This window comes from Vibrio sp. 10N.222.52.B7 (assembly GCF_041474275.1).
Taxonomy (GTDB): Bacteria; Pseudomonadota; Gammaproteobacteria; order Enterobacterales; family Vibrionaceae; genus Vibrio; species Vibrio crassostreae_C.
The window spans coordinates 13,879-35,403 of the sequence record NZ_JBFRTU010000001.1; the positions used below are offsets into that span (position 1 = coordinate 13,879).

Consider the following 21,525-nt stretch of genomic DNA (forward strand, 5'->3'; position numbering starts at 1 on the left):
TTAGTTTAGAAAAAAGCCCAGCAATTGCTGGGCTAAATGTATTAGAGAATTTTTGCTAGCGCCTGTAATGGGTGAGCAAGCTTCTCACCTTCAAAACGCTTCACTTGGCTGCGGCAAGAATAGCCCGTCACCAAGCAACGATCTTTTGGTAAGTCCTGCATTTGAGGCTTCCAGCTTAAACCATATATGTCTTTCGACATTTGTAGCTTATCGACTTCGTGGCCGAAAGTTCCCGCCATACCACAACAGCCGACAGGAACGCTGGTTAACGCCGCCCCAAAGTGTTTGAAGATAGTACCCCACTCTTTTTCAGCGTTCGGCATTTTGGTTTTCTCAGTACAGTGAGCAAACAAGTACCACATATCTTCACTTGCTGAGCGTGCTTCGAACTCACCTAGCGATGGCATTAACCATTCATGCACAGTAAGTACATCAAAGTCGCCGCGCTTGTCACCTAAGATCTCGACGTATTCATCGCGGTAACAAAGCACAAGAGCAGGATCAACACCGACCAAAGGAATTCCGATATCCGCCACCATCGACAAGAAATCCGAAGTCGATTTCGCCTCACGTGCAAAACGATTTAAGAAGCCCTTGATGTGCAACGCTTTACCATTCGGTTTGAACGGCAGCAGTACCGGAGTTTTGCCAAGTTTTTGAGCCAGAGTGACGAAGTCTTCAATCACCTCGGCATCATAGAAGCTGGTAAACGGGTCTTGAACGATCAGCACATGCTGTTTCTTCTGTTCAGAAGACAAGCCTTCTAAATACTGTAAATCGAAGAGTTGCAGCTCTTTACTCGCTAGACGATTTTTGAGCGTAGGCACCGACATCAATGGTGCATCAACATAACCGACCGTTTTAGCTGTTGCCGTTTGGATCCACTTTTGACCCAATGCAGCGTTGACTACTTTTGGCGCTTTCGCCATCAGCGGCAGCATGGTTTCAATGTTGGCAACTAGATAATCTTTTGCAGGGCGCTGGTAACGCGAGTAGTAGATGTTCAAGAATCGAGAACGGAAACTTGGTACATCGACTTTGATCGGACATTGACTCGCACACGCTTTACACGCCAAACAACCGTTCATCGCCTCATGAACTTCATGCGAGAAATCGTACTCATGGCGTTTGTTCATCGTATTGCGAACACGCTCAATCATAGTCTTAACGGGTGTGTTGTCTTTCAACGCTTCTTGCTCAAGGTCGAGAATATCAACGCCTTGTTCAGTCAGTTGACGCAACCACTCTCTTACCAAGCCTGCGCGGCCTTTGGGTGAGTGACGTCGGTCAGCCGTAACTTTCATTGAAGGACACATTGGCGAGCTAGTATCGTAGTTGAAACACAAGCCGTTACCGTTACATTCCATTGCTTGCTTGAAGCTGTCACGAACTTGTACGTCGATCTGACGGTCGTAGAAACCACGCTTGGTATCGGTGACTTTCACCAATTCAGCGTCACTTTCTAAAGGCGTACAGATCTTGCCTGGGTTCATCTTGTTGTGCGGGTCGAATGCTGCTTTAATACGTCTTAATTCGGTAAACAGCTCTTCACCAAAGAAGTCTGGGCCATACTCAGAACGGAAACCTTTACCGTGCTCGCCCCACATTAAACCGCCGTATTTCGCCACCAGCTTAACCACTTCATCAGAGACTTCATGCATCAATGCTTCTTGCATCGGGTCACACAGATCCAATGCTGGACGAACGTGTAATACGCCCGCATCAACGTGACCAAACATGCCGTAATTCAACTCTTTTGAATCGAGTAACACTCTAAATTCAGAGATGAAATCCGCGAGGTTTTCTGGTGGTACACAAGTATCTTCAGCAAAAGCGACTGGCTTAGCTCGGCCTTTCGCCGCACCTAACAGACCCACTGCTTTCTTACGCATGTTGTAGATTCGGCCAATGCTCGCCAAATCGCTACAAACTTGAAAACCAATCACGCCGGCTTCTTCGCTTTCAACCATGATTTCAAGGCGTGCAGTCAGCGCTTGAACTTGCTGTTCAACTTCCGCTTCATCTTGGCCTGCAAACTCAACCATGTTGATGCCAAGCATCTCTTTGTTCGGAACATCAGTCAGCAAATCGCTCACGGTGTGCCAAACGATGTCTTGCTTCGCTAGGTTCAATACTCTTGAATCTACCGTTTCAACAGACAGTGCTTTCGCTTCCACCATGAACGGCGCATTACGCAGCGCAGAATCAAACGTGTTGTATTTCACGTTAACCAGTGTGCGCGCTTTTGGAATCTTGGTTAGGTTTAACTTTGCTTCCGTGATGAATGCTAAAGAACCTTCAGCGCCACATAGAACGCGAGTTAGGTCAAAGCTGTCATCTTGTTCGTTGATTGCATTCTTTAGGTCATAGCCTGTTAAGAAGCGATTCAGCGGAGGGAATTTATCTAAGATTTGAGCGCGTTTGTCTCGACAAACCGCCTCTGTCACCGTAAGTGCATGGTGAGCGAATTCACCCTCTACAGGTAAGCCGTGTGATAAATCAGATTCTAGACATGAACCATCTGCGAACACCGCTTGCAGCGACAATACATGGTCAGACGTTTTGCCGTACTTCAATGACCCTTGGCCCGAAGCATCGGTATTGATCATGCCACCCAAGGTTGCTCGGTTACTGGTAGAAAGGTCTGGAGAGAAAAAGTAACCATAAGGGCGAACAGCGTCGTTCAATTGATCTTTAACGACACCAGACTGAACTCTTACCCAGCCCTCTTTCTCGTTAATCTCAAGAACCTTATTCATGTATCGCGACAGGTCAACCACGACACCTTTTGTTAAAGATTGTCCGTTGGTTCCGGTACCGCCGCCACGAGGGGAAAAAGTCACGCGTTCGTAAGCGGATTTAGAAACCACTTTACCGATAAGCACAACGTCTTGCGTTGTTTTAGGAAGGATGACCGCCTGCGGCAATTGCTGATAGACACTATTATCAGTCGCCACAGCCAAACGGCTAGAATATTGAGATTCAATGTCGCCAGTAAAGCCCGCTGTTTTTAGTTCATCTAAAAAGCGTACGACAACTGGATCGACATCAGCATTGAGTTGAAGTCTTGGTAACATTTGCTTCCTGCCCCTACTTCGCTGATCCTATCAGCATTGGGTTATCTGAGATTTATAATAATTTTCTTTGAATTTCGTCACTTTACTACTATTAAGATCATATAAAAAGGTGATCAAATCAGAATCTCAGTGCAAGAATGGAGAAATAGTCACTTTCGTCTTAATTCAGTAACAATATACTGAATAACATTTTGTTTAAGACATCTCCACGAGCACATCACAATGAAAAAAAACAAAACAGTCACAACTGAAGATATCCTTCTTAAACTATGCCAATCAGTCTCAAGCGTACTGACTTCAGCGACGGCTTCTCAGGTGTCCTATTCAGCCATGGTTCAAAAGATCAACAAGACAAGCCTAAAGCCAGATTTTGGTTGCTTCGTTCTGTTTGACGGCGGCTTTTCTGGTCTCGTTGTTATTAATTTTACGTCCAAAGCAGCGCTAGAGATCTACACCAATTACATGCGCAATATGGGCATGCCTGAAAACGAGCTTGCTGTGCTTCATACTTCAGACGAAGTGGGTGATGTATTGGGTGAGTTGATGAACCAATTAGTTGGCGATTTCACCAATAAAATCCGCAAAGAGCTGCAAACCAACATCACACAAAACCAACCGAAAATGCTGGCTCTGAACAAGCAAGTTAACCTTTCTGTTGATACCAATCTCGACCGTCCACAAGCTCGTCGTGTGACCTTCTCTACCGCTAATAACAACATCTTCTACCTTGAGCTTGCGATGGATAAGACTGAGTTCATTCAATTAGAAGAATTTGAAATCGCAGAAGACGAATGTCCAGATAGCATTCTTGAGGCGACTCAGAAAAAAATGCAAGAAGCGAACAAGCCAGCTCAAAGCTCTGGCAATGATTCTGCGGCAGATCTACTCGATGAACTGGGTATCTAGTTTACGAATGCTCTAGACATATTGAAAAAACGTGTCACTAACGCCATCAATACGCTTGATGGCGTTTTTGTTTTTACCGCCAACTGGGCTCATGCAGTTCAATGTTCACCGCCTTCCTTGTTCATCAAACCAGTTTTGCCTTTCTGTTACCCGCGAAAACATGTAAAATGTTGGACTTTTAAAAATTTGCGGTACTGATTAAATTGTCGATGGATAAGAAAAAAGCCCTAAAGAAAATTGCCAAGTGTCTTGAGCTTGGAAATTCTGCGAACGTCAATGAAGCTGCCAATGCGATAAAAATGGCGCATAACTTGATGCTGAAATATGGTCTCGAAAAAGACGATATTGAATTTATCAAGATGGGGAAAACTCAGTCCAGTCACCTGTTACCTGCAAATATCAGTTCTACACTGCTGCGTGTTATTCGCGGTATCAACACCAAATTTGGCGTAGAAGCCGTATTGCTGAATCATAAAGGCCTCAAGCGTGTTGAGTTCATTGGTGAAGCCGACCGCGCGATCTTCGCAGCCTTCGCTTTCGATATCATTTATCGTGAACTGAATGAACACACCGGCCAGTTCAGAAATAGCTTTGCTGGCTCTGGCACAGGGTCATTAGAAGTGACTCGCCGCGTAAACTCGTTTGTTTCAGGCTGGGTTGAAGGTGCGCTTGAAAAGCTACCAACCATTACCCCAGACGACGAATCAAACAACAAGATCAATAACTACATTGATAAAGAATTCAAAAATATCGACCGTGAAACCTTCAAGCAACAACTCAGAGAAGCGATGAAAAATCTTACCGCCGATTATGAAGTTGGTCTGAAGAAAGGTCGTAAATTGTCTGTTAATCGACCAGTTGGCGGTACCCAGGCAGCTAAAAAGATAACTAAATCATAGAGCCGATGCACATTGGCTTAGGGTATTGATAGTGATTACTTTAGTCGTATCACTCGCCGAAGAAGATACGACTTAATTGACAACCACATATCGTATTAGACTTAACTATGAGGTCCCATTGTTTATCGTGTCCAATTTTCCCCCCTCATCATTTCTTAGAGCTCTATTTCTAGCCCTCATCTTTTCCACGATACCGTTGTCCACCACACATTTCGTGCACGCAGCGAGCAGTGATGAATTTTCACTAGAATCACAACCTCAAGATCCAGTTTCTCAATACCAATTGGCTCAAGCTTATGAATCGGGTGTCGACGTTCCTGTTAGCACCAGTGATGCATTGTATTGGTACACGCAGTCAGCAGAAAACGGCAACCCAAACGCGCAATTTAGACTGGGTGAATGGTACTTGGCTGGTACAGGTGTTGAACAAAGTAACAAGCTTGCTTTGGAATGGTTTATTAAAGCGGCGTTGCAAGGTAACCAGCGCGCACCTATCGAGGTAGCAAAACTCTACGAATCCTCGCTAGAACAAGACCTCCTTCAACCATTAGATAAAGCGCAGCTATGGTATGAAGCAGCCTTAAAAGATAATCCACAAGCAGAAGAGGGCTACAACCGCATTTTGGAAGCACAATTCAACCAGCAACGTGCAAAACAGATCTCTTCAATAGAACAGCTCGATGACAGTATCGACTCTGAAATAGACACCAGTCAGGGGGTATCTAAGCACGTTCAATCTAACCAAGCATCACGCTCTAACCTCTCCAGTTCTAACCTAACTAGCTCTGACTATATGATTGGTGCTGCGTTGGGCGTGTTGATTTCAATCATCAGCATTATTGCGACGCTCGTTATCTCAAGAAAAAGACAAGCTCTAAAGTCGGGTGATTCGCGACAGCAACAACAATCACTTGAAGCGCAGCTTAGCTCGAAGGACCTTACGATTAAGCAGCAAAAACGCCAGCTGCACACTATGTTCCACGAATTGAAGAAGCAGAAAAACAGCAAAGGTCTGAGTAATTTGCAGGTGGCCTGCGCGCTATTTGGCTACACACCTAGCTCAATCCCCGACCAGAAAAGCATCAAGATCCGATACAAACAGCTATCAAAGATCTACCATCCAGATGGTCACGGATGTGACGAAGAAATGAAACGTTTGAACAATGCGCTAAAAACCATTTTACAAAATGTTACAAAACCGTAAACAAACACACATCTTCATTTTCCTAGATCTCAAAGATATCGATTTTATTGGTGTTGCAATCGATCCCCCTCTCAAAAACGGGTAACAAACTATTAACTAATGGGTCTTACTTGTGTCATAATTTGCGCCGAAAATACACCTGACTTAAACAGGTGAGGAGAGAATATGTTCACAATAGAAGGCGTTTGTGATTGGTGCAAAAAGCCAAGCCTAGTTAAAAAGCACGACTACCTAGATGGTAAGTGTCATCATGCATGTAACGAGTGCAATGATATTGCAACCATTGATGTTCGCCAGTTCAATATTGGTGAAATGGAAATGAGAGCAAAACTCTCCCAAGCGACATTGAGATAAGCAACACCGTGAAATATAAGAAAGCGCCTAAGGCGCTTTTTTTGTGCCTGTGGTTTTAGATCTTCTTTCTTCTTTCTTCTTTCTTCTTTGTTCTCTCTTCTATACAGGTATATACAGTACTTTTCTGCAAAAACCAGTGTATACACCTGTATAAAGCTCACATTTATTCAACTTATGATACAAAACAGCAGATTCATTCAAATTTAATTTATCGAATACTTTCAATGATTTAATCATTTACCATCCATAACCTCAGACGAAATCGTCCAATAATCCCGCAAAAAACGCTTGATCTTATAAGCAACTAAAACTACTGTATACACATACAGCATGTATATAAGGACAGCAAAATGATTCAAGCACACGTTAAAGCACAACACTCTAGCCCGCTAGTTCACTGCGCATTTACATCAGTTTCTCGTAAAAGCAAAAATTCAAACGAGGAAGCGTTGTTTGCAAGAATGGCGTTGCTGTCCAATCAACATCAGTGGTTACTGTTTACGGCTCAAACACCAAGACCATCGGCTAAGCAGCTTAAGCAACATAATGTTTGCTGCGACCGCGTTATTCATATGAAAGCCTCTCATCAAATGACTGAGGTAGAGACTGTCGAGAAAGCAATCCGCTCTAAGAATGCGAGCGCGATTGTTGCAAGTGCATCGATTGATCAGTTCAGCCAACAGTACCTAAGAACATTAGGGTTACGCTTTCAATGTGAAGTCTTCTTTATGGATGCAAATTCAGAGCGTATTCACTAAGCCACCTTGCTTAATAACATGTTGGCTTAATAACATTTTGGCTCAAAAACATGGTCCACAAACATAGCTTAATCTTTTAGCTAACAAACTTAATTTAACTTAAGAAACAATTCGCCAAAACACAGTCCAAACATACAGCCTTCCCCTGCCCTACAATTCGCCCATTTTTTAGCGGATTGTTAGGCGGGGGTTTTTATTTAAACAACAGATTTAGCAATCGTTTGCTTTTTCTCTGGAAGCAAATAGTAGATTGGGTATAATGCCCGTCTAATCATGTGCACACCGCACTTCTCTGTATGACGTTTGATAAAAGATAGGAATGTCTAAATGAGCCTTGCTGATCAAGTTCTTGCCGTAAATGATGACCTACCAATCCGTACTGATAAACCTGTCCACAGTGGCAAGGTTCGTTCGGTCTACTGGTTAACTGAAGAAGATAGCCAACGACTAATTAAAGAGAAAGGCTACGATGTAGCACCAGATGCGCCTTTAGCAATCATGGTGATCAGTGACCGTATCTCTGCATTTGATTGTATCTGGCGTGGTGAAGGGAATCTTAAAGGTGTTCCAGGTAAGGGAGCGGCTCTGAATGCTATCTCTAACCACTGGTTCAAATTGTTTAAAGACAACGGACTTGCTGACAGTCATATTCTTGATATCCCTCACCCGTTCGTATGGATTGTACAAAAAGCTCGCCCAGTCATGATCGAAGCGATTTGTCGTCAATACATCACTGGTTCAATGTGGCGTGCATACGCAAACGGCGAACGTGAATTCTGTGGTATCGAGATGCCTGAAGGCCTTGAGAAAGACAAGAAGTTGCCTGAGCTACTGATCACGCCTTCAACAAAAGGGATTCTGAAAGGTATTCCTGGCGTTCCAGAAGCTGACGATGTGAACATCACACGCAACAACATCGAAGATAACTTCGCAGCATTCAACTTTACTCAAGCAAGCGACATCGCGCATTACGAAAAACTTCTTAAAGAAGGCTTCAACGTAATCAGCCAAGCGCTAGCAAAAGTAGACCAAACCTTTGTTGATACCAAATTTGAGTTTGGCTACGTCAACGATGCTCAAGGCAAAGAAAAGCTTATCTACATGGACGAAGTCGGTACTCCAGATTCATCTCGCATTTGGGATACTCAGGAATATAACAACGGCAACATCGTTGAGAATTCAAAAGAAGGCTTCCGTCAGTTCTTGCTTAACTACTTCCCTGATGCCGACATTCTTTTGAATAAAGAGCGTATGCCAGAACGTGAAGCATTGGCTCGTGACAATGAACTTCCACTGGATTCTCTAATGTCTCTGTCTCGCACTTACCTTGATATCGCAGCGAAAATCACAGGTGCGGAGATCGTACTGAGCGAAAATCCTAAGCAAGAGATCATCGATGTACTGCGCGCTGACTATGGTCTAATCGACTAGTCGCTTAATTGCTAATTGCTTAATCGCTTAATCGCTTAATCTCAAAATAAAAAGCTCGAAAGCTAATAAGCTCGTAGACTCAAGTTTTAGATACTAAAAGGGCCTCAATATTTGAGGCCCTTTTTACGTGTACGTTTTTACTATTCCTCGAGAGAGATTATAGGCGAGCTGAAGTTACAGCTTAATCGTGAACTCTTCTCCAGAATTACCCGCAATCACTAAATGACTGCGCGATTCAATATACTCGATCTGCTCTTCTTCAAGTGAATATGGCATCACCACTTTGAGCTCATTGATCCCTTCCAGCTTAGCGAGCTTGAGTAAGGTAACAATGTTCGACTCATCACTTTTACGCGTCGACATTGATTTCAATGCCATCTGCCATAAACGATCCTCTGGGGTGCCCAACTCTTTAATGCTATCTCGCCAGACGGTACTGAACACTGGCGCAATTGTGGTGAGTGCTTCCAGAAAAGTCCATTTTTTACTGCATGAGGCGCCAAGAAATGTTGTGTAATCGAACTCTACACGCGTCTCTTCCTGTTTATCCATGATGTCCCCCGACACTTTGGCAACACAATATACTCAATATCTATCAACTCTTTCTTTATAGCAATAGGATATAGAAGAATAGTCTTTTATGACCTTTTGATTGGTTAAAAAGGCATATAAAAATCAAACTTGTAACAAAATAAGCACTGAAAAATCATATATGCATCTATTTGATTAATATTTTAGAGATAAAACTTATCCATCTATTTGATATCAATTATTCGACTCGCTTTTTTGAACTGAATACGCCAACCAGACCATGTCGGTAGCTCCCAACGTTTTGGCGATAACTTTCGGCTACCCGACTGATAATGGACGTAAATCAGCTTTCTTGCGGGCAAGTATTCAACATCGAGTTGCAAGTCGGCAAGGCTCAATGCAAACGGGTATTTTTCCGAAAATTCTGAGTAGAGCCAAGTTGGAATGCCATCGAACGGTATGTCTGCATGATCGAACATTTCCAATTCGCTGACATCAGTAACACCTAGTACTTCAAGCTGCTCTATAAACCATAGCTCAAAGTTAATGTTCTCAATTTCTGGTGTGTATTTAGTTTGTTCATCGAGACCAAGTTTCACATACAACTGCCAGTGTTTGATTTCTTGAGTGCGAGCCTTTGCAAAACCGGGAAGCTGCTCTCCATTTAACACAAGGTCGACGATAGGTTTTAACGATAGTTGCCCTTCAGCGGCGACGAGTTTGGTTGTAATCGTGCGGCCTGCGTACACCAATGCCATCTCGGTAAAAACACCATCATCATTCACAACGGTTTCGCCTTGCTCCCACTCTCCTAGTTCAGCATCAATGAGAAGCTCAAGAGGAATGGGTGTCGTGACCGTCGCTAAGGTCAGTGTTTGCTTAACGCCTCTTCCCGGCAAGCTGTGAGTATCCAACACCAACATCGCTTGTGCATTATCAGGGAAACGGTTCTGACGACCGAGCACCACTTCTAAAACACCATTGGCAAAGGCTTCTTTCCTTTTCAGTCGGCGCACAAACACCAGTTCAGGATGCAGATTCACAATGGTCTTGAGCAATTCAATGCGTTGGAAACGTGACGCGACTTCTAGCTGAGGAAGTTCAAATACCTCCCGCATTTGCTTCGCCAATCCTTGAGCTTCATTCAGAGCCTGTTGGTCGATGTCTAAATGCGGATATTCTCGACCGCGCACAATCTGAATCAACAGGCTTAAATCACACCCTTCCTTCTCTTGTTGCGCGAGCGCTTCAAGATGTTCTGCATTGTTTGGTAACTGATACAAGCGAGCAGGAACGGACAGCGCCGCAGTGAGATCAACCATCGCCTCTTTTAATGCTTTGGTTTTGATTCGAGTAACGATATCGGCATACAAAGCATCAATCGGCAACGGATACAGCTTTTTACCATGCTCGGTAACTTGATGGTCGGCGTTAATCGCTTCCATCGTCAGCAAGGTTTGAGTTGCACTGTTGAGTGATTTCTCTGGAATAGGGTCAAGGAAGGACAAGCTCTCAAGCGGAGATCCACAACATGCTGCGGCCAACATAGGTTCAGTCAGCTCTTCACGCTGCAATTCAGGCGGTGTGACTAACTCTAACGCCGCATGTTCACCATATAGACGCACGCAAACGCCATCCATTACCCTACCCGCGCGGCCAGCTCGCTGTTTGGCACTCGCTCGTGATATGGATTTAAGCATCAGTGTGGTTCTGCCATTACGCTGAACGGTGCGTCTCTCTAATCCTGAATCTATCACCACGCCAATGTCAGGAATGGTTAATGAGGTTTCTGCAACGTTGGTCGCAAGGATGACCTTTCTCAAACCATTACCTTCAGTATTGATATTACGACCCGATAACGCTGAATCTCGCTCTTTATCACTGACCGACGCATGCAATTTAACAACTTGGATATCTGGATTTTTCGCTAAGGCTTGTTCGCATTGCACGATCTCTTTTTTACCCGGTAGAAAAACCAACATATCGCCAGAAGAAGCGATCAACTGATGATTAACTTCTTCCACGATGCGCTGCCCTAGATGTCGACTATCAGGCAGTGTTCTGGATTCATTCGCTCTGTGCTCAATCTCAACTTGATAGGTTCGCCCTTCACAGCTTATGCGATTCGCATCCAAATAATGAGCAAGGCGTTCACCCTCAATGGTTGCTGAAGTGATCACCAAACGATGACTCGCTTTTTGTTTCAGAATCGCCACCAGCAGATCAATGTCCCAGCGCCTCTCGTGAAACTCATCCACCACGATCACATCAAAACTAGCTAATCCATCTTCTGATAACCAACGCAGCGCGATACCGGGCGTCACAAAAACAACGTTAGTTTGCTCGTTGTATTCCGACTCAAGCTTAATCGCATAGCCCACTTTGCTACCCAACTTCTCGCCTGATCGCTGCGCGAGATATTTAGCCAGTGATGTACACGCGATGCGTCTTGGCTCCACCACTAACACTCGTCCATGTTGAGAGGCCCAAAGTGGCAGGCGCGTTGATTTACCTGATCCGGTTTCCGCCTCTACGACAAGGTGAGAATTAGCGATTTGTTCGTGGAATACGTTTTGATAAGCATCGATGGGAAGTAATGACATAAAATGGCGAGTAGCGAAAAAGTGTGAGCAAAGTATAACGAATTATCGTGTTGAAATTCGATAAGTGTGGGACAGAGGTAAGAATATCATTTTGTTTGCTCAGATCGCGGAGAAACTATTTACAATTGAATAACTAAACCGTTATCATTTTTTAGTTACCCTTTCTCCCATATTAGGCATCCAATGAACAACGATAAACGCCCTCTATATATCCCTTATGCTGGTCCTGCTCTACTAAGTACACCTCTTCTAAACAAAGGCAGCGCATTCTCTGCTGAAGAGCGCAGTTCTTTCAACCTTGAAGGTTTGTTACCGGAAACAACCGAAACAATCCAAGAGCAAGTAGGACGTGCATACAAACAATATTGTAACTTCGAAAGTGATATGGATAAGCATATCTACCTTCGTAACATCCAAGACACTAATGAAACGCTTTTTTATCGTTTAGTTCAAAACCACATCTCTGAAATGATGCCTATCATTTATACACCAACAGTTGGCGCAGCATGTGAGAACTTCTCAAATATTTACCGTCGTGGCCGTGGTCTGTTTATCTCATACCCGAACCGCGATCGTATCGATGACCTACTGAATAATGCGACAAACCACAACGTTAAAGTTATCGTGGTTACGGATGGTGAGCGTATTCTTGGTTTGGGAGACCAAGGCATCGGTGGTATGGGTATTCCAATTGGTAAGCTAGCACTTTATACAGCTTGTGGCGGTATCAGCCCAGCTTACATGCTACCAATCGTGCTCGATGTGGGTACTAACAACCCTCAACGTCTTGCTGACCCAATGTACATGGGCTGGCGTCATCCTCGTATTACGGGTGCTGACTACGATGCATTCGTTGAAGAGTTCATCCAAGCGGTTCAACGCCGTTGGCCTGATGCATTAGTTCAGTTCGAAGATTTCGCACAAAAGAACGCAATGCCACTGCTTGAGCGCTACAAAGATCGCATCTGTTGTTTCAACGATGATATCCAAGGCACAGCAGCCGTAACGGTTGGTTCTCTACTTGCAGCATGTAAAGCAGCAAACAGCAAACTTTCAGATCAACGCATCACCTTCTTAGGTGCGGGTTCTGCAGGTTGTGGTATTGCTGAAGCTATCATTGCCCAAATGGTGTCTGAAGGTATCAGCGATGCACAAGCTCGCTCTCAAGTTTACATGGTTGACCGTTGGGGTCTGCTACAAGAAGGCATGCAAAACCTGCTTGATTTCCAACAGCGTCTGGTTCAAACCAACGAAAACACCAAAGACTGGGAAAGCGATGGCACTGGTTTCTCTCTACTAGACGTAGTTCGCCACGCGAAACCAACCGTATTGGTTGGTGTGTCTGGTGCTCCAGGTCTATTCAGCAAAGAAGTCATCAAAGAGATGAACCTACACAGTGAACGCCCTATCGTGTTCCCACTGTCGAACCCAACAAGCCGTGTTGAAGCGACGCCAAACGACATTATTCGTTGGACTGATGGCCAAGCACTTGTTGCGACAGGTAGCCCATTTGAGCCAGTCGTTCACAACGGCACAACTTACCCAATCGCTCAGTGTAACAACAGCTACATCTTCCCAGGTATTGGCCTTGGTGTATTGGCTGTGAATGCTTCACGCATCACTGACGAAATGCTAATGGAATCAAGCCGTGCACTTGCTACGTGTTCTCCACTAGCAATCAATGGCACAGGTGCTCTACTTCCACCATTGGAAGAGATCCACACGGTATCTAAGAAAATTGCTCTTGCGGTAGGTAAAAAGGCGATTGAACAGGGCGTTGCTCTAGAGATCACTGAAGAAGCACTGCAACAAGCGATTGACCAGCACTTCTGGCAGCCAGTTTACCGTCGCTACAAGCGCACGGCATTCTAATAAAGCGTACTGCGCTTGGAATAAAGAGCGTTAACGACTCTTATATGAGCCTCTGCAATTGCAGGGGCTTTTTTCTTTAAACTGTCTTGTCTTTTTAACTGATTTTTCTCATTTTTATTTGGTATTATCGAGCACTCAAAAATTAATGCTCAGTGAAAGGACCATACCGAGAGTGAAATTTGATTCTCACATTATCCGTAGCTACATAAAAAAAGCTTACAAAAAACTGCAAGGTTTTCTGTTTGGCGCTTTCCTCGTGTTCTTAGTAGGCAGCGCTGCGGTTATTGCGATCGATTATTGGGTTTCATGGCAAGCGGAAGATCGCATCATCTACGATATAGATGAAGTGCCCGAGCTTGAGGTCGCCGTTGTGCTTGGCACGAGCAAATATTTGGGTCGAACACTCAACGACTATTATAAGCACCGAATCGAAGCCGCGATTGAGCTGTTCGACCGTGAAAAAGTCGACCAGTTTCTGTTAAGTGGTGATAACGCTCATCGCTCTTACAATGAGCCGTGGACGATGAAACGCGACTTGCTGAAAGCGGGTGTACCCGATGAACGCATTAACCTCGATTACGCAGGCTTTAGAACCTTAGACTCGATTGTTCGCGCTAAAAAGATCTTCGACACCGACAACTTCCTGATCATTACTCAGAAATTCCACTGTGAAAGAGCACTATTTATCGCTAATTCTTACGATATTCATGCACAATGTTTAGCGGTTTCAGGCCCTACTCATCATTCAGGCACCTCTATCCGTTTGCGTGAAGTTTTTGCGCGTACCAAAGCCTTCTTAGATTTGTATATTATGGGGACAACGCCAAAGTTCCTTGGACCTAAAGAGCCCATTCAATCGAGTCCAAAACCGGAATCATTTCCGATTCCAAACCCTATGACTGACCCCTCTGTAAACCCTGTTGTAGATCCTACAACAAACCCTATTGCAGACCCAGCAGAGACAGATGTGTAGAAAACTACACATTTTGAATTTGTTGCCTCACATTTCCCCACTGTTACACAAAAACACACCAACACGCCTTTATTAACTTAAGTAACATTCTCCCAACAAAGTCTGACCCTACATCAAGCTATATACCTCGAAAATAATAAGCACGACTCAATGAAGTCGTGCACCAATAAAACGAGGATAACAAAAGGAGCGTCTTATGACGGCACTTGTTACTACACTGAAACACTGGTTGTTCACCCGCAACAGCATGATATTAATTGGTAATTTCACGCTATTCGCACTCTTGCTCAACACCCTTCCTTTCGAATCACAAGTCAATACTGGTTTGAGTATTCTCGTGTTCGTTGCGGTTCTATGGTTAACCGAAGCTATTCATGTCAGCATCACCGCTCTGCTCGTTCCACTCTTGGCTGTCTTGTTTGGTGTGTTCAATACGCCCGCAGCGCTGGCTAACTTTTCAAACCCGATCATCTTCTTATTCATGGGTGGCTTCGCATTAGCAGCTGCACTGAACAAGCAAGAGCTAGATAAAGCGATAGCTGACAAAGTGCTGCTGATAGCAAAAGGCAGAATGTCGGTCGCTGTGTTCATGTTGTTCGGTGTGAGTGCAGGTCTATCAATGTGGATCTCAAACACAGCCACCACAGCAATGATGCTTCCTCTTGTTCTTGGCATCATGAACAAGGTTGACCAAAGTGAAGACCGCAACACCTACGTGTTCGTACTACTGGGTATTGCTTACTGTGCTTCAATCGGTGGTATCGCAACCTTGGTTGGTAGCCCACCAAACGCAATTGCGGCGGCAGAAGTTGGCTTGAGCTTCACAGAGTGGATGGCACTTGGCCTACCAATCTCAATGATCTTACTGCCAATCGCGATGATTATTCTTTACGTGATGACTAAGCCGAAGCTTGACCACAAATTCGAGCTAGACCATGCCCCAGTTGAATGGACAAACAGCAAGAAAATCACACTGTCTATCTTCCTTCTAACCGTAACGCTTTGGATATTCGGTAAACCAATCAACGCAATGATTGGCGGATTCTCTAAATTTGATAGCTTGGTAGCGATTGGCGCAATTGTACTGCTTGGCGCTTCTAGAGCGGTGGAATGGAAAGATGTTGAGAAGACAACGGACTGGGGTGTTCTTATCCTGTTCGGTGGCGGTATCTGTTTAAGTAACATTCTGAAAGCGACAGGAACCAGCGTATTCCTAGCACACTCACTAAGCGGATTTTTAGAAACAGCTGGCGTACTGCTTACGATTCTAGCCGTGGTAGCGTTCGTGGTATTCCTAACGGAATTTGCGAGTAACACAGCGAGTGCAGCACTTCTGGTGCCAGTATTCGCAACCATCGCTGAAGCACTTGGTATGTCGCCAGTTATCTTGTCTGCTCTGATCGCTGTCGCTGCATCTTGTGCCTTCATGCTACCAGTAGCGACACCTCCTAACGCAATCGTGTTTGGCTCGGGTCACATCAAGCAGAAAGAGATGATGCGAATCGGTATGGTGTTGAACCTAGTTTGTATCCTAGTTCTGACTCTGTTCGCTTGGATCTTCTGGTAAACACTAACGTTCTATAAGCGCATGCTTACAGGAATGCTCCCCTAAACTGGTTAAACTTCCCCCGGTTCAACCAAGACAAAAATGCCCGTTCAGCGTAAGCAAGCACTGAACGGGCATATAAAAACAAGAAACGCTTTCCCTTTTGGTGGCCCCGCGCCACCTTTTTTGTTTTGGCTTTTGGGAGAAGAACCATAAAAACGCCACACGTCACATATGCACGTGTGGCTTATAAACTCATCAAAACAATTTTCAGATTAGTGACTCAAGATCACCTGGTTTCGACCTGAATGCTTTGCTTGATATAAAGCTTCATCAGCGCGAGCAATGGTCTCTGTCACTCGCTCTTGCTTCATCTCGGCAACACCGATACTGCATGTCAGCGGATCGCCATGAACCCAAAGGTGCTGGCTAACCAATAATCGAATGCGTTCAGCTTTTATCTGCGCCTCTCCGGCTTCGGTCTCAGGGCAAAAAACAATGAACTCTTCACCACCCCATCTCACCAACTTGTCGGTAGCGCTGATCGAACTGCCCACCACCATGCTGAACTCGCGTAAAATATGGTCACCCATTTGATGTCCGTACTTGTCATTTACACTCTTGAAGTAGTCGATATCGAGATACAACATACCCAGCTTGCCATGTCCTTGCTTCACATGTTGTGACTGCATTTTCAACCAATCACGAATCGCGTGGCGGTTTAGTATTCCGGTTAACTCATCACGATGGGCCATCTCTGAAAATTCAAAATTCTGTTCTCTCAGTGCGCGATTGACGTTCTTTAAGTGGTGATGTCTTTTCTCTGCGATCACCATGCGTTTTCTTGAACGGTTTAACTCTGACAGCAAGAATACGGTGCCCGTCCCCACCCACACAAACAGTAGGATCATGAACAAGCTTTCTGCGGTGATATACGAACCTTCGAACTCAATACTGCGGATGACGATTCTGTGGTGACCGAGTTTCGCTCCAGACGCAGTAGCAAACTCAACCATATTCACATTCGAAAATTCAGGGGCCGAATGCTCTAACGCAATGTCGTTGTCAGCCAGCCACCATGTCATCACTTGCAGATTTTTGATCGGGATTTCAATCACACCACCATCGATTCCTGGAGAAAACTCCATCCCATTGTACTTGTGCGTGTACTCGTCATCAGGAACTGAATAAGTAGGGTTGTAGTTACGTAGATAGGTTCTCAAACGGCCACTAGAGTCAGCCTCCGCATGGTAATCAATGTTCACTCTAAAGGTGTGGTACTGAGAAAGGTCAAGGCCCGAGGTGATGTCAGGGTTGATACGAATCGACAGCCCACAGTAAGGCCACGGATACTCCGACTCTTTAAGTTCACAGTCGAGAATATACTGCCCATTTTCGTAGGATAACTGGGACGTACTGACTCCCCTATCAACTTGATCACTGGTCGCGATAAATTCATATTTATCAGGGGTAATTGCCGTTATCACACGATTTCCGCTCACACGGTAATACTGCACAATGGCAAGTGTTGCGATAACTAAAAAGATAACAATCTTATGGATCCACTTCACGTCTAAGCTTCCGGCTTAAGGTCCCTATAAATGGGATTTCATGATAAAAAATAACCTGAGTGGATTAATGATATTGATGCCAATAATCCACTAAAAAGCGTTATATCACGCCTGAAAAAAATGTCATACCATAATTTAAACTGAGTGTTTACCATCAATTATCCATCGCAATAATCGAGCAATATTGCGTATAAAAGCAGACTCTATTTGTTATACTCATCGCAAATCATCGTTGACCGTATCGCCTGTTCACAAGGCGAGCGAGTGGACGAAATAATAATCAAAATACAACGAGTAATGTCATGTCTTTATTAGCAAAAGGAACACTCAAGAAGATGAGTGCTTCCCTTGATGGTGCGGTTACTTACCGTTTACCTGTAGGTGAAGAGTTTGTAGAGCTAAACCCTCTGATTGGTAAAACCATCAACCTTACCCATACCGGCAATATTTTTTGTTGTTCGTGTGGTAAGAAAACCAAGAAAAGCTACTCTCAAGGCCACTGCTTTGTGTGCATGAAAAAGCTAGCAAGCTGCGACATGTGCATCATGAAACCAGAGACTTGTCACTACGATGAAGGCACATGTCGTGAGCCTCAATGGGGTGAAGAGAACTGCATGGTTGATCACTTCGTTTACCTATCAAACACATCAAGCCTAAAGGTGGGTATCACTCGTCATACTCAAATCCCTACCCGTTGGATTGACCAAGGCGCGACTCAAGGTTTGCCTATCTTGAAGGTAAAAACACGTCAGATCTCTGGCCTGATCGAAGTTGAGTTAGCGAAGCACATTGCTGACAAAACCAACTGGCGCACGCTGCTAAAAGGCGATGGCGACGATATGGAGTTGGTAGAAAAAGCCAAAGAACTATTGCCATTGGTTGAAGATAAGATCCAAGAGATCAGAGCGAAGTTTGGTGACGATGCAATCGAGATTCTGAGCGAAAACATCACTTCACTGAGCTACCCGGTTGAGCAGCACCCAGTGAAGATTGTATCGCACAACTTTGATAAGAATCCTGAAGTGACAGGCGTACTTCAAGGCATTAAAGGCCAATACCTTATCCTAGATACAGGTGTGATTAACATCCGTAAATTTGGTTCTTACGAAGTGGAAGTGTCTGCATAACTTGTAGAACTTAAACGTTTCTTATAGTTAGAAGCGCTTAGTGAATAGCCAAAAAATAAAATGCCCTCAAGTGATGACTTGAGGGCATTTTTCGTTGTCGATCCTATTCGCTTTCGATGACGATTTTAGGCGTTAGAGCGCAACCACATCTCCGTCTACACAATTCTTGCCGTTGGCTTTCGCGCGATAGAGAGATTGATCGGTTAAATTCACGAGTGCATCAATCGTGACACCGTCTTCACAGGCTTGGCTATCACTGATTCCGATACTGACACTCGAATTAAATCGTAACTGTTCATCAATCTTAAATTCGGTTTGATTAAACTGCTCTCGGATCTGATCAGACACTTGACGCGAAATCTGAGGCGACGCATTAGGGATAAATACAATGAACTCTTCACCGCCCCATCGACCTGCGACACCGCCCACAGCCTCAACATTACGCTTAGTAATATCAGCCAAAGCACAAATGACCTCGTCACCCACCATGTGCCCGTAGGTATCATTGATCGATTTGAAGTCATCGATATCAAGCAGCATACACACTAAGTGAGTCTCAGAGACAAGGTGCTCTCTCAGCCACTCATAAATCGCCCTACGGTTAAGCAAATCCGTCATTTCATCGTAATTCGCTTGGTGTACCAACTGCTTTTCCAGCATCACCTTTTGAGTCACATCTTCGAGCACAACCTGAACGGCTGGCTGACCTTTCCAAGTAATCGCATTGTCGTAAATATTGAAGAACCGATGAACGCCGTCAAAGCCAATGTTTTCAACCACGGTACTAGTACCTGACAACTCCCCTGATACGATCGCGTGATAGTGCTTGCTGATGCCATCGGCATTCTGTTTTGGTACCAGTTCAAGGATAGAGTCCAGCTCTAATACTTGCTCGATGGAAGCCGCGCCTTGCATGTTGACCCAAGATTGATTAACCATCAGCGGCTTGAAATCTCGGTGAACCAAGATGCCCTGCCCAGATTGCATGATCATGTCGTGATACATCTTATCTTGCTCACGCACCGCATTTTGCAGCTGAATCGCAGGGGAAAGATCGATCACTGTGACTTGCAGTGCAGGTCTTCCCTGCCACTCCGTCACATGGTCGATAGAAAACACGGTGAACTCTCTGCCATTGCGATCAACATTGGTATAGGTGTGAACCTGAGGGTCGCGTTGACCACTGACCGTTTCAAGGTAATTTTGATAGGCGAGAACATGATAATCTTCTGAGATTAGATCTAGAAAGCTATCGATATTAGAAAGTAGTTCTTCGGGCGATTGGTATCCATAGATGCGAGCATAGTTAGCGTCAACACTCACTACATTCATATCTTGAATAGTTATTACACCGTACGTGGATTCGAAATTTATTGAAGACATTGCCAACTCCGCACTCTAGCTACACTTCATAAACTGGAGCATAACAACACATCCTGCCAACGCTTCCACAGAATCTATCACGCGTTAGGGACATTAATATGGTATCTAGTATATCGTACTGTTGCGAGCTTCTCTACAATTCAATCGCTAACACCAGTTATCAAAAGTAGACAAGTCTCTCAATCCTATTACGCGCGTCAAAAAACAAAAAAAGATAACGTATATCTATGTAAGCATTAGCTTTTCTGTTTTCCGCTTTAAAGTCGATAGCTAGAGCTAATCACCACTCTTTTCAAATCCGTTCATTATTCACTTCTATCTTGTTGGCTGCCAGCTTGAAACCTTGTCGCTTATTCATTCCAATCCGAAAAGTAAGCGACTAAGAAGTCGATCGCCAGCCGTGCTCTCTGGGGTAGAAAACGGCGGTTTTGATATACGACCCAACTGCTGGTTCCTGCTCCCCAATAATCTTCAAGCACAGGGACAAGCTTTCCATTAGTCAGGCCGCCATTGAAACTGCTTTTGGGAAGGTAGACAACACCAAGCCCCTCTTCACATGCTTTCAGTACTGCGCTCGAATTGTTACTGCGCCAGCGTCCATGTACTCGCACTGCATTTAACGGTTTGCCCTCTTTCTCAAATAGCCACTGATCACTGTTGGCGATAATACAGCTGTGCATTTTCAACTGCTCTGGATGAGTGGGCGTACCAAATTGCTCTAAATAATCTTTGCTGGCTGCGGCCGCCATTGGGCGATCGACGAGCTTTCTTGCCACCAAACCTGAATCGTCCAATCGGCCATAACGAATCGCGAAATCGATGCCATCTTCGATGAAGTTAACCATCTTGGTATTGAAATTCATTTCTATGGTGAGCTCAGGATGCTCTTTAGCAAACTCCATCAGCGCCGCCGCGACATGATTTTCTGCAAACGCGCCTGCCGCACTCACACGCAAAGTACCGCTAAGCTGAGTCTGCTGAGAAGTCACTTGCTCGTTCGCTTGCTGAAGCCCAATGACCAAATCTCTACACTGTTGGTAATAAGTGTGGCCCGATTCAGTCAGGCTAACCATCCGTGTTGAACGCGCAAGCAGGGCCACTCCCACTCTCTCTTCCAACCTTGAAACCTGCCGACTCACATGGCTGGTACTGCAACCTAGCTGTTTAGCGGCTGCTGAAAAGCCGTGGCATTCGGCGACCGCAACAAATTCATTAATCCCTTCAAAGCTATCCATACTTAATCTACTCGTATTTTATCTTTGCTATATAGCAACAATGTTTTGCCTGTTT

15 protein-coding genes and 2 pseudogenes are annotated in these 21,525 nt (G+C 44.6%); 11 read left to right on the top strand and 6 right to left on the bottom strand.

The window, feature by feature from the left end; translation table 11 throughout:
• Positions 1-41: 41 nt before the first annotated feature.
• Positions 42-3,077 (bottom strand): FAD-binding and (Fe-S)-binding domain-containing protein, encoded by a 3,036-nt coding sequence (locus AB4512_RS00070; protein ID WP_136982283.1) that lies wholly within the window; start codon positions 3,075-3,077, stop codon positions 42-44.
• A gap of 222 nt (positions 3,078-3,299) precedes the next feature.
• Here AB4512_RS00070 and AB4512_RS00075 point away from each other — a divergent pair, with 222 nt between their 5' ends.
• The 7 genes and pseudogenes from AB4512_RS00075 (at position 3,300) to AB4512_RS00105 (ending at position 8,629) form a co-directional block, all read left to right on the top strand.
• Entirely contained in the window at positions 3,300-3,983 is a 684-nt protein-coding gene (locus AB4512_RS00075; protein WP_017059770.1) for a DUF3334 family protein, read from the top strand.
• Positions 3,984-4,192: 209 nt separating this feature from the next.
• A complete protein-coding gene (locus AB4512_RS00080) occupies positions 4,193-4,882 on the top strand; it encodes a DUF2786 domain-containing protein (RefSeq protein ID WP_017059769.1) in 690 nt (229 codons plus the stop codon).
• 118 nt (positions 4,883-5,000) lie between these two features.
• Positions 5,001-5,568: pseudogene (locus tag AB4512_RS00085) on the top strand (tetratricopeptide repeat protein); the annotation flags it as partial.
• Positions 5,569-5,648: 80 nt separating this feature from the next.
• Positions 5,649-6,086 (top strand): annotated as a pseudogene (locus AB4512_RS00090) (hypothetical protein); the annotation flags it as partial.
• Positions 6,087-6,251: 165 nt separating this feature from the next.
• A complete protein-coding gene (locus AB4512_RS00095; protein WP_017059767.1) occupies positions 6,252-6,440 on the top strand; it encodes a hypothetical protein in 189 nt (62 codons plus the stop codon).
• Positions 6,441-6,790: 350 nt separating this feature from the next.
• Positions 6,791-7,198 (top strand): SulA-like leucine-rich domain-containing protein, encoded by a 408-nt coding sequence (locus AB4512_RS00100; protein WP_017055178.1) that lies wholly within the window; start codon positions 6,791-6,793, stop codon positions 7,196-7,198.
• A gap of 327 nt (positions 7,199-7,525) precedes the next feature.
• Positions 7,526-8,629 carry a phosphoribosylaminoimidazolesuccinocarboxamide synthase gene (locus AB4512_RS00105; RefSeq protein WP_017055177.1) on the top strand — a complete coding sequence of 368 codons (1,104 nt, stop codon included), beginning with the start codon at positions 7,526-7,528 and terminating at the stop codon, positions 8,627-8,629.
• 174 nt (positions 8,630-8,803) lie between these two features.
• Here the strand turns inward: AB4512_RS00105 and AB4512_RS00110 are convergent, their stop codons facing one another.
• A complete protein-coding gene (locus tag AB4512_RS00110; protein WP_017059766.1) occupies positions 8,804-9,181 on the bottom strand; it encodes a hypothetical protein in 378 nt (125 codons plus the stop codon).
• A 203-nt stretch (positions 9,182-9,384) separates the two neighbouring features.
• A complete protein-coding gene (locus tag AB4512_RS00115; protein ID WP_372073738.1) occupies positions 9,385-11,763 on the bottom strand; it encodes a helicase-related protein in 2,379 nt (792 codons plus the stop codon).
• A gap of 183 nt (positions 11,764-11,946) precedes the next feature.
• Here AB4512_RS00115 and AB4512_RS00120 point away from each other — a divergent pair, with 183 nt between their 5' ends.
• The 3 genes from AB4512_RS00120 (at position 11,947) to AB4512_RS00130 (ending at position 16,175) form a co-directional block, all read left to right on the top strand.
• Complete coding sequence (locus AB4512_RS00120; RefSeq protein WP_017059764.1) at positions 11,947-13,635, top strand: NAD-dependent malic enzyme; 1,689 nt, start codon at positions 11,947-11,949, stop codon at positions 13,633-13,635.
• A gap of 172 nt (positions 13,636-13,807) precedes the next feature.
• A complete protein-coding gene (locus AB4512_RS00125) occupies positions 13,808-14,608 on the top strand; it encodes a vancomycin high temperature exclusion protein (RefSeq protein ID WP_017063589.1) in 801 nt (266 codons plus the stop codon).
• 196 nt (positions 14,609-14,804) lie between these two features.
• Positions 14,805-16,175 (top strand): DASS family sodium-coupled anion symporter, encoded by a 1,371-nt coding sequence (locus AB4512_RS00130; RefSeq protein ID WP_017059762.1) that lies wholly within the window; start codon positions 14,805-14,807, stop codon positions 16,173-16,175.
• 254 nt (positions 16,176-16,429) lie between these two features.
• On the opposite strand, the gene AB4512_RS00135 is transcribed toward AB4512_RS00130, so the two are convergent.
• Positions 16,430-17,725, bottom strand: a complete 1,296-nt coding sequence (locus tag AB4512_RS00135; RefSeq protein ID WP_372174087.1) for a GGDEF domain-containing protein — start codon at positions 17,723-17,725, stop codon at positions 16,430-16,432.
• Between the two features lie 302 nt (positions 17,726-18,027).
• Here AB4512_RS00135 and AB4512_RS00140 point away from each other — a divergent pair, with 302 nt between their 5' ends.
• Entirely contained in the window at positions 18,028-18,852 is an 825-nt protein-coding gene (locus AB4512_RS00140; RefSeq protein ID WP_017063586.1) for a DUF2797 domain-containing protein, read from the top strand.
• A 132-nt stretch (positions 18,853-18,984) separates the two neighbouring features.
• Here the strand turns inward: AB4512_RS00140 and AB4512_RS00145 are convergent, their stop codons facing one another.
• Entirely contained in the window at positions 18,985-20,235 is a 1,251-nt protein-coding gene (locus AB4512_RS00145; protein WP_017059759.1) for a sensor domain-containing diguanylate cyclase, read from the bottom strand.
• 350 nt (positions 20,236-20,585) lie between these two features.
• Positions 20,586-21,470 carry a LysR family transcriptional regulator gene (locus AB4512_RS00150; RefSeq protein ID WP_372174089.1) on the bottom strand — a complete coding sequence of 295 codons (885 nt, stop codon included), beginning with the start codon at positions 21,468-21,470 and terminating at the stop codon, positions 20,586-20,588.
• Positions 21,471-21,525: the final 55 nt, after the last annotated feature.

Bases quoted from the DNA above. Each gene is read 5' to 3' on its own strand.
- AB4512_RS00070 (WP_136982283.1), bottom strand. From the start codon at position 3,077: ATGTTACCAAGACTTCAACTCAATGCTGATGTCGATCCAGTTGTCGTA.
- AB4512_RS00075 (WP_017059770.1), top strand. From the start codon at position 3,300: ATGAAAAAAAACAAAACAGTCACAACTGAAGATATCCTTCTTAAACTA.
- AB4512_RS00080 (WP_017059769.1), top strand. From the start codon at position 4,193: ATGGATAAGAAAAAAGCCCTAAAGAAAATTGCCAAGTGTCTTGAGCTT.
- AB4512_RS00095 (WP_017059767.1), top strand. From the start codon at position 6,252: ATGTTCACAATAGAAGGCGTTTGTGATTGGTGCAAAAAGCCAAGCCTA.
- AB4512_RS00100 (WP_017055178.1), top strand. From the start codon at position 6,791: ATGATTCAAGCACACGTTAAAGCACAACACTCTAGCCCGCTAGTTCAC.
- AB4512_RS00105 (WP_017055177.1), top strand. From the start codon at position 7,526: ATGAGCCTTGCTGATCAAGTTCTTGCCGTAAATGATGACCTACCAATC.
- AB4512_RS00110 (WP_017059766.1), bottom strand. From the start codon at position 9,181: ATGGATAAACAGGAAGAGACGCGTGTAGAGTTCGATTACACAACATTT.
- AB4512_RS00115 (WP_372073738.1), bottom strand. From the start codon at position 11,763: ATGTCATTACTTCCCATCGATGCTTATCAAAACGTATTCCACGAACAA.
- AB4512_RS00120 (WP_017059764.1), top strand. From the start codon at position 11,947: ATGAACAACGATAAACGCCCTCTATATATCCCTTATGCTGGTCCTGCT.
- AB4512_RS00130 (WP_017059762.1), top strand. From the start codon at position 14,805: ATGACGGCACTTGTTACTACACTGAAACACTGGTTGTTCACCCGCAAC.
- AB4512_RS00140 (WP_017063586.1), top strand. From the start codon at position 18,028: ATGTCTTTATTAGCAAAAGGAACACTCAAGAAGATGAGTGCTTCCCTT.
- AB4512_RS00145 (WP_017059759.1), bottom strand. From the start codon at position 20,235: ATGTCTTCAATAAATTTCGAATCCACGTACGGTGTAATAACTATTCAA.
- AB4512_RS00150 (WP_372174089.1), bottom strand. From the start codon at position 21,470: ATGGATAGCTTTGAAGGGATTAATGAATTTGTTGCGGTCGCCGAATGC.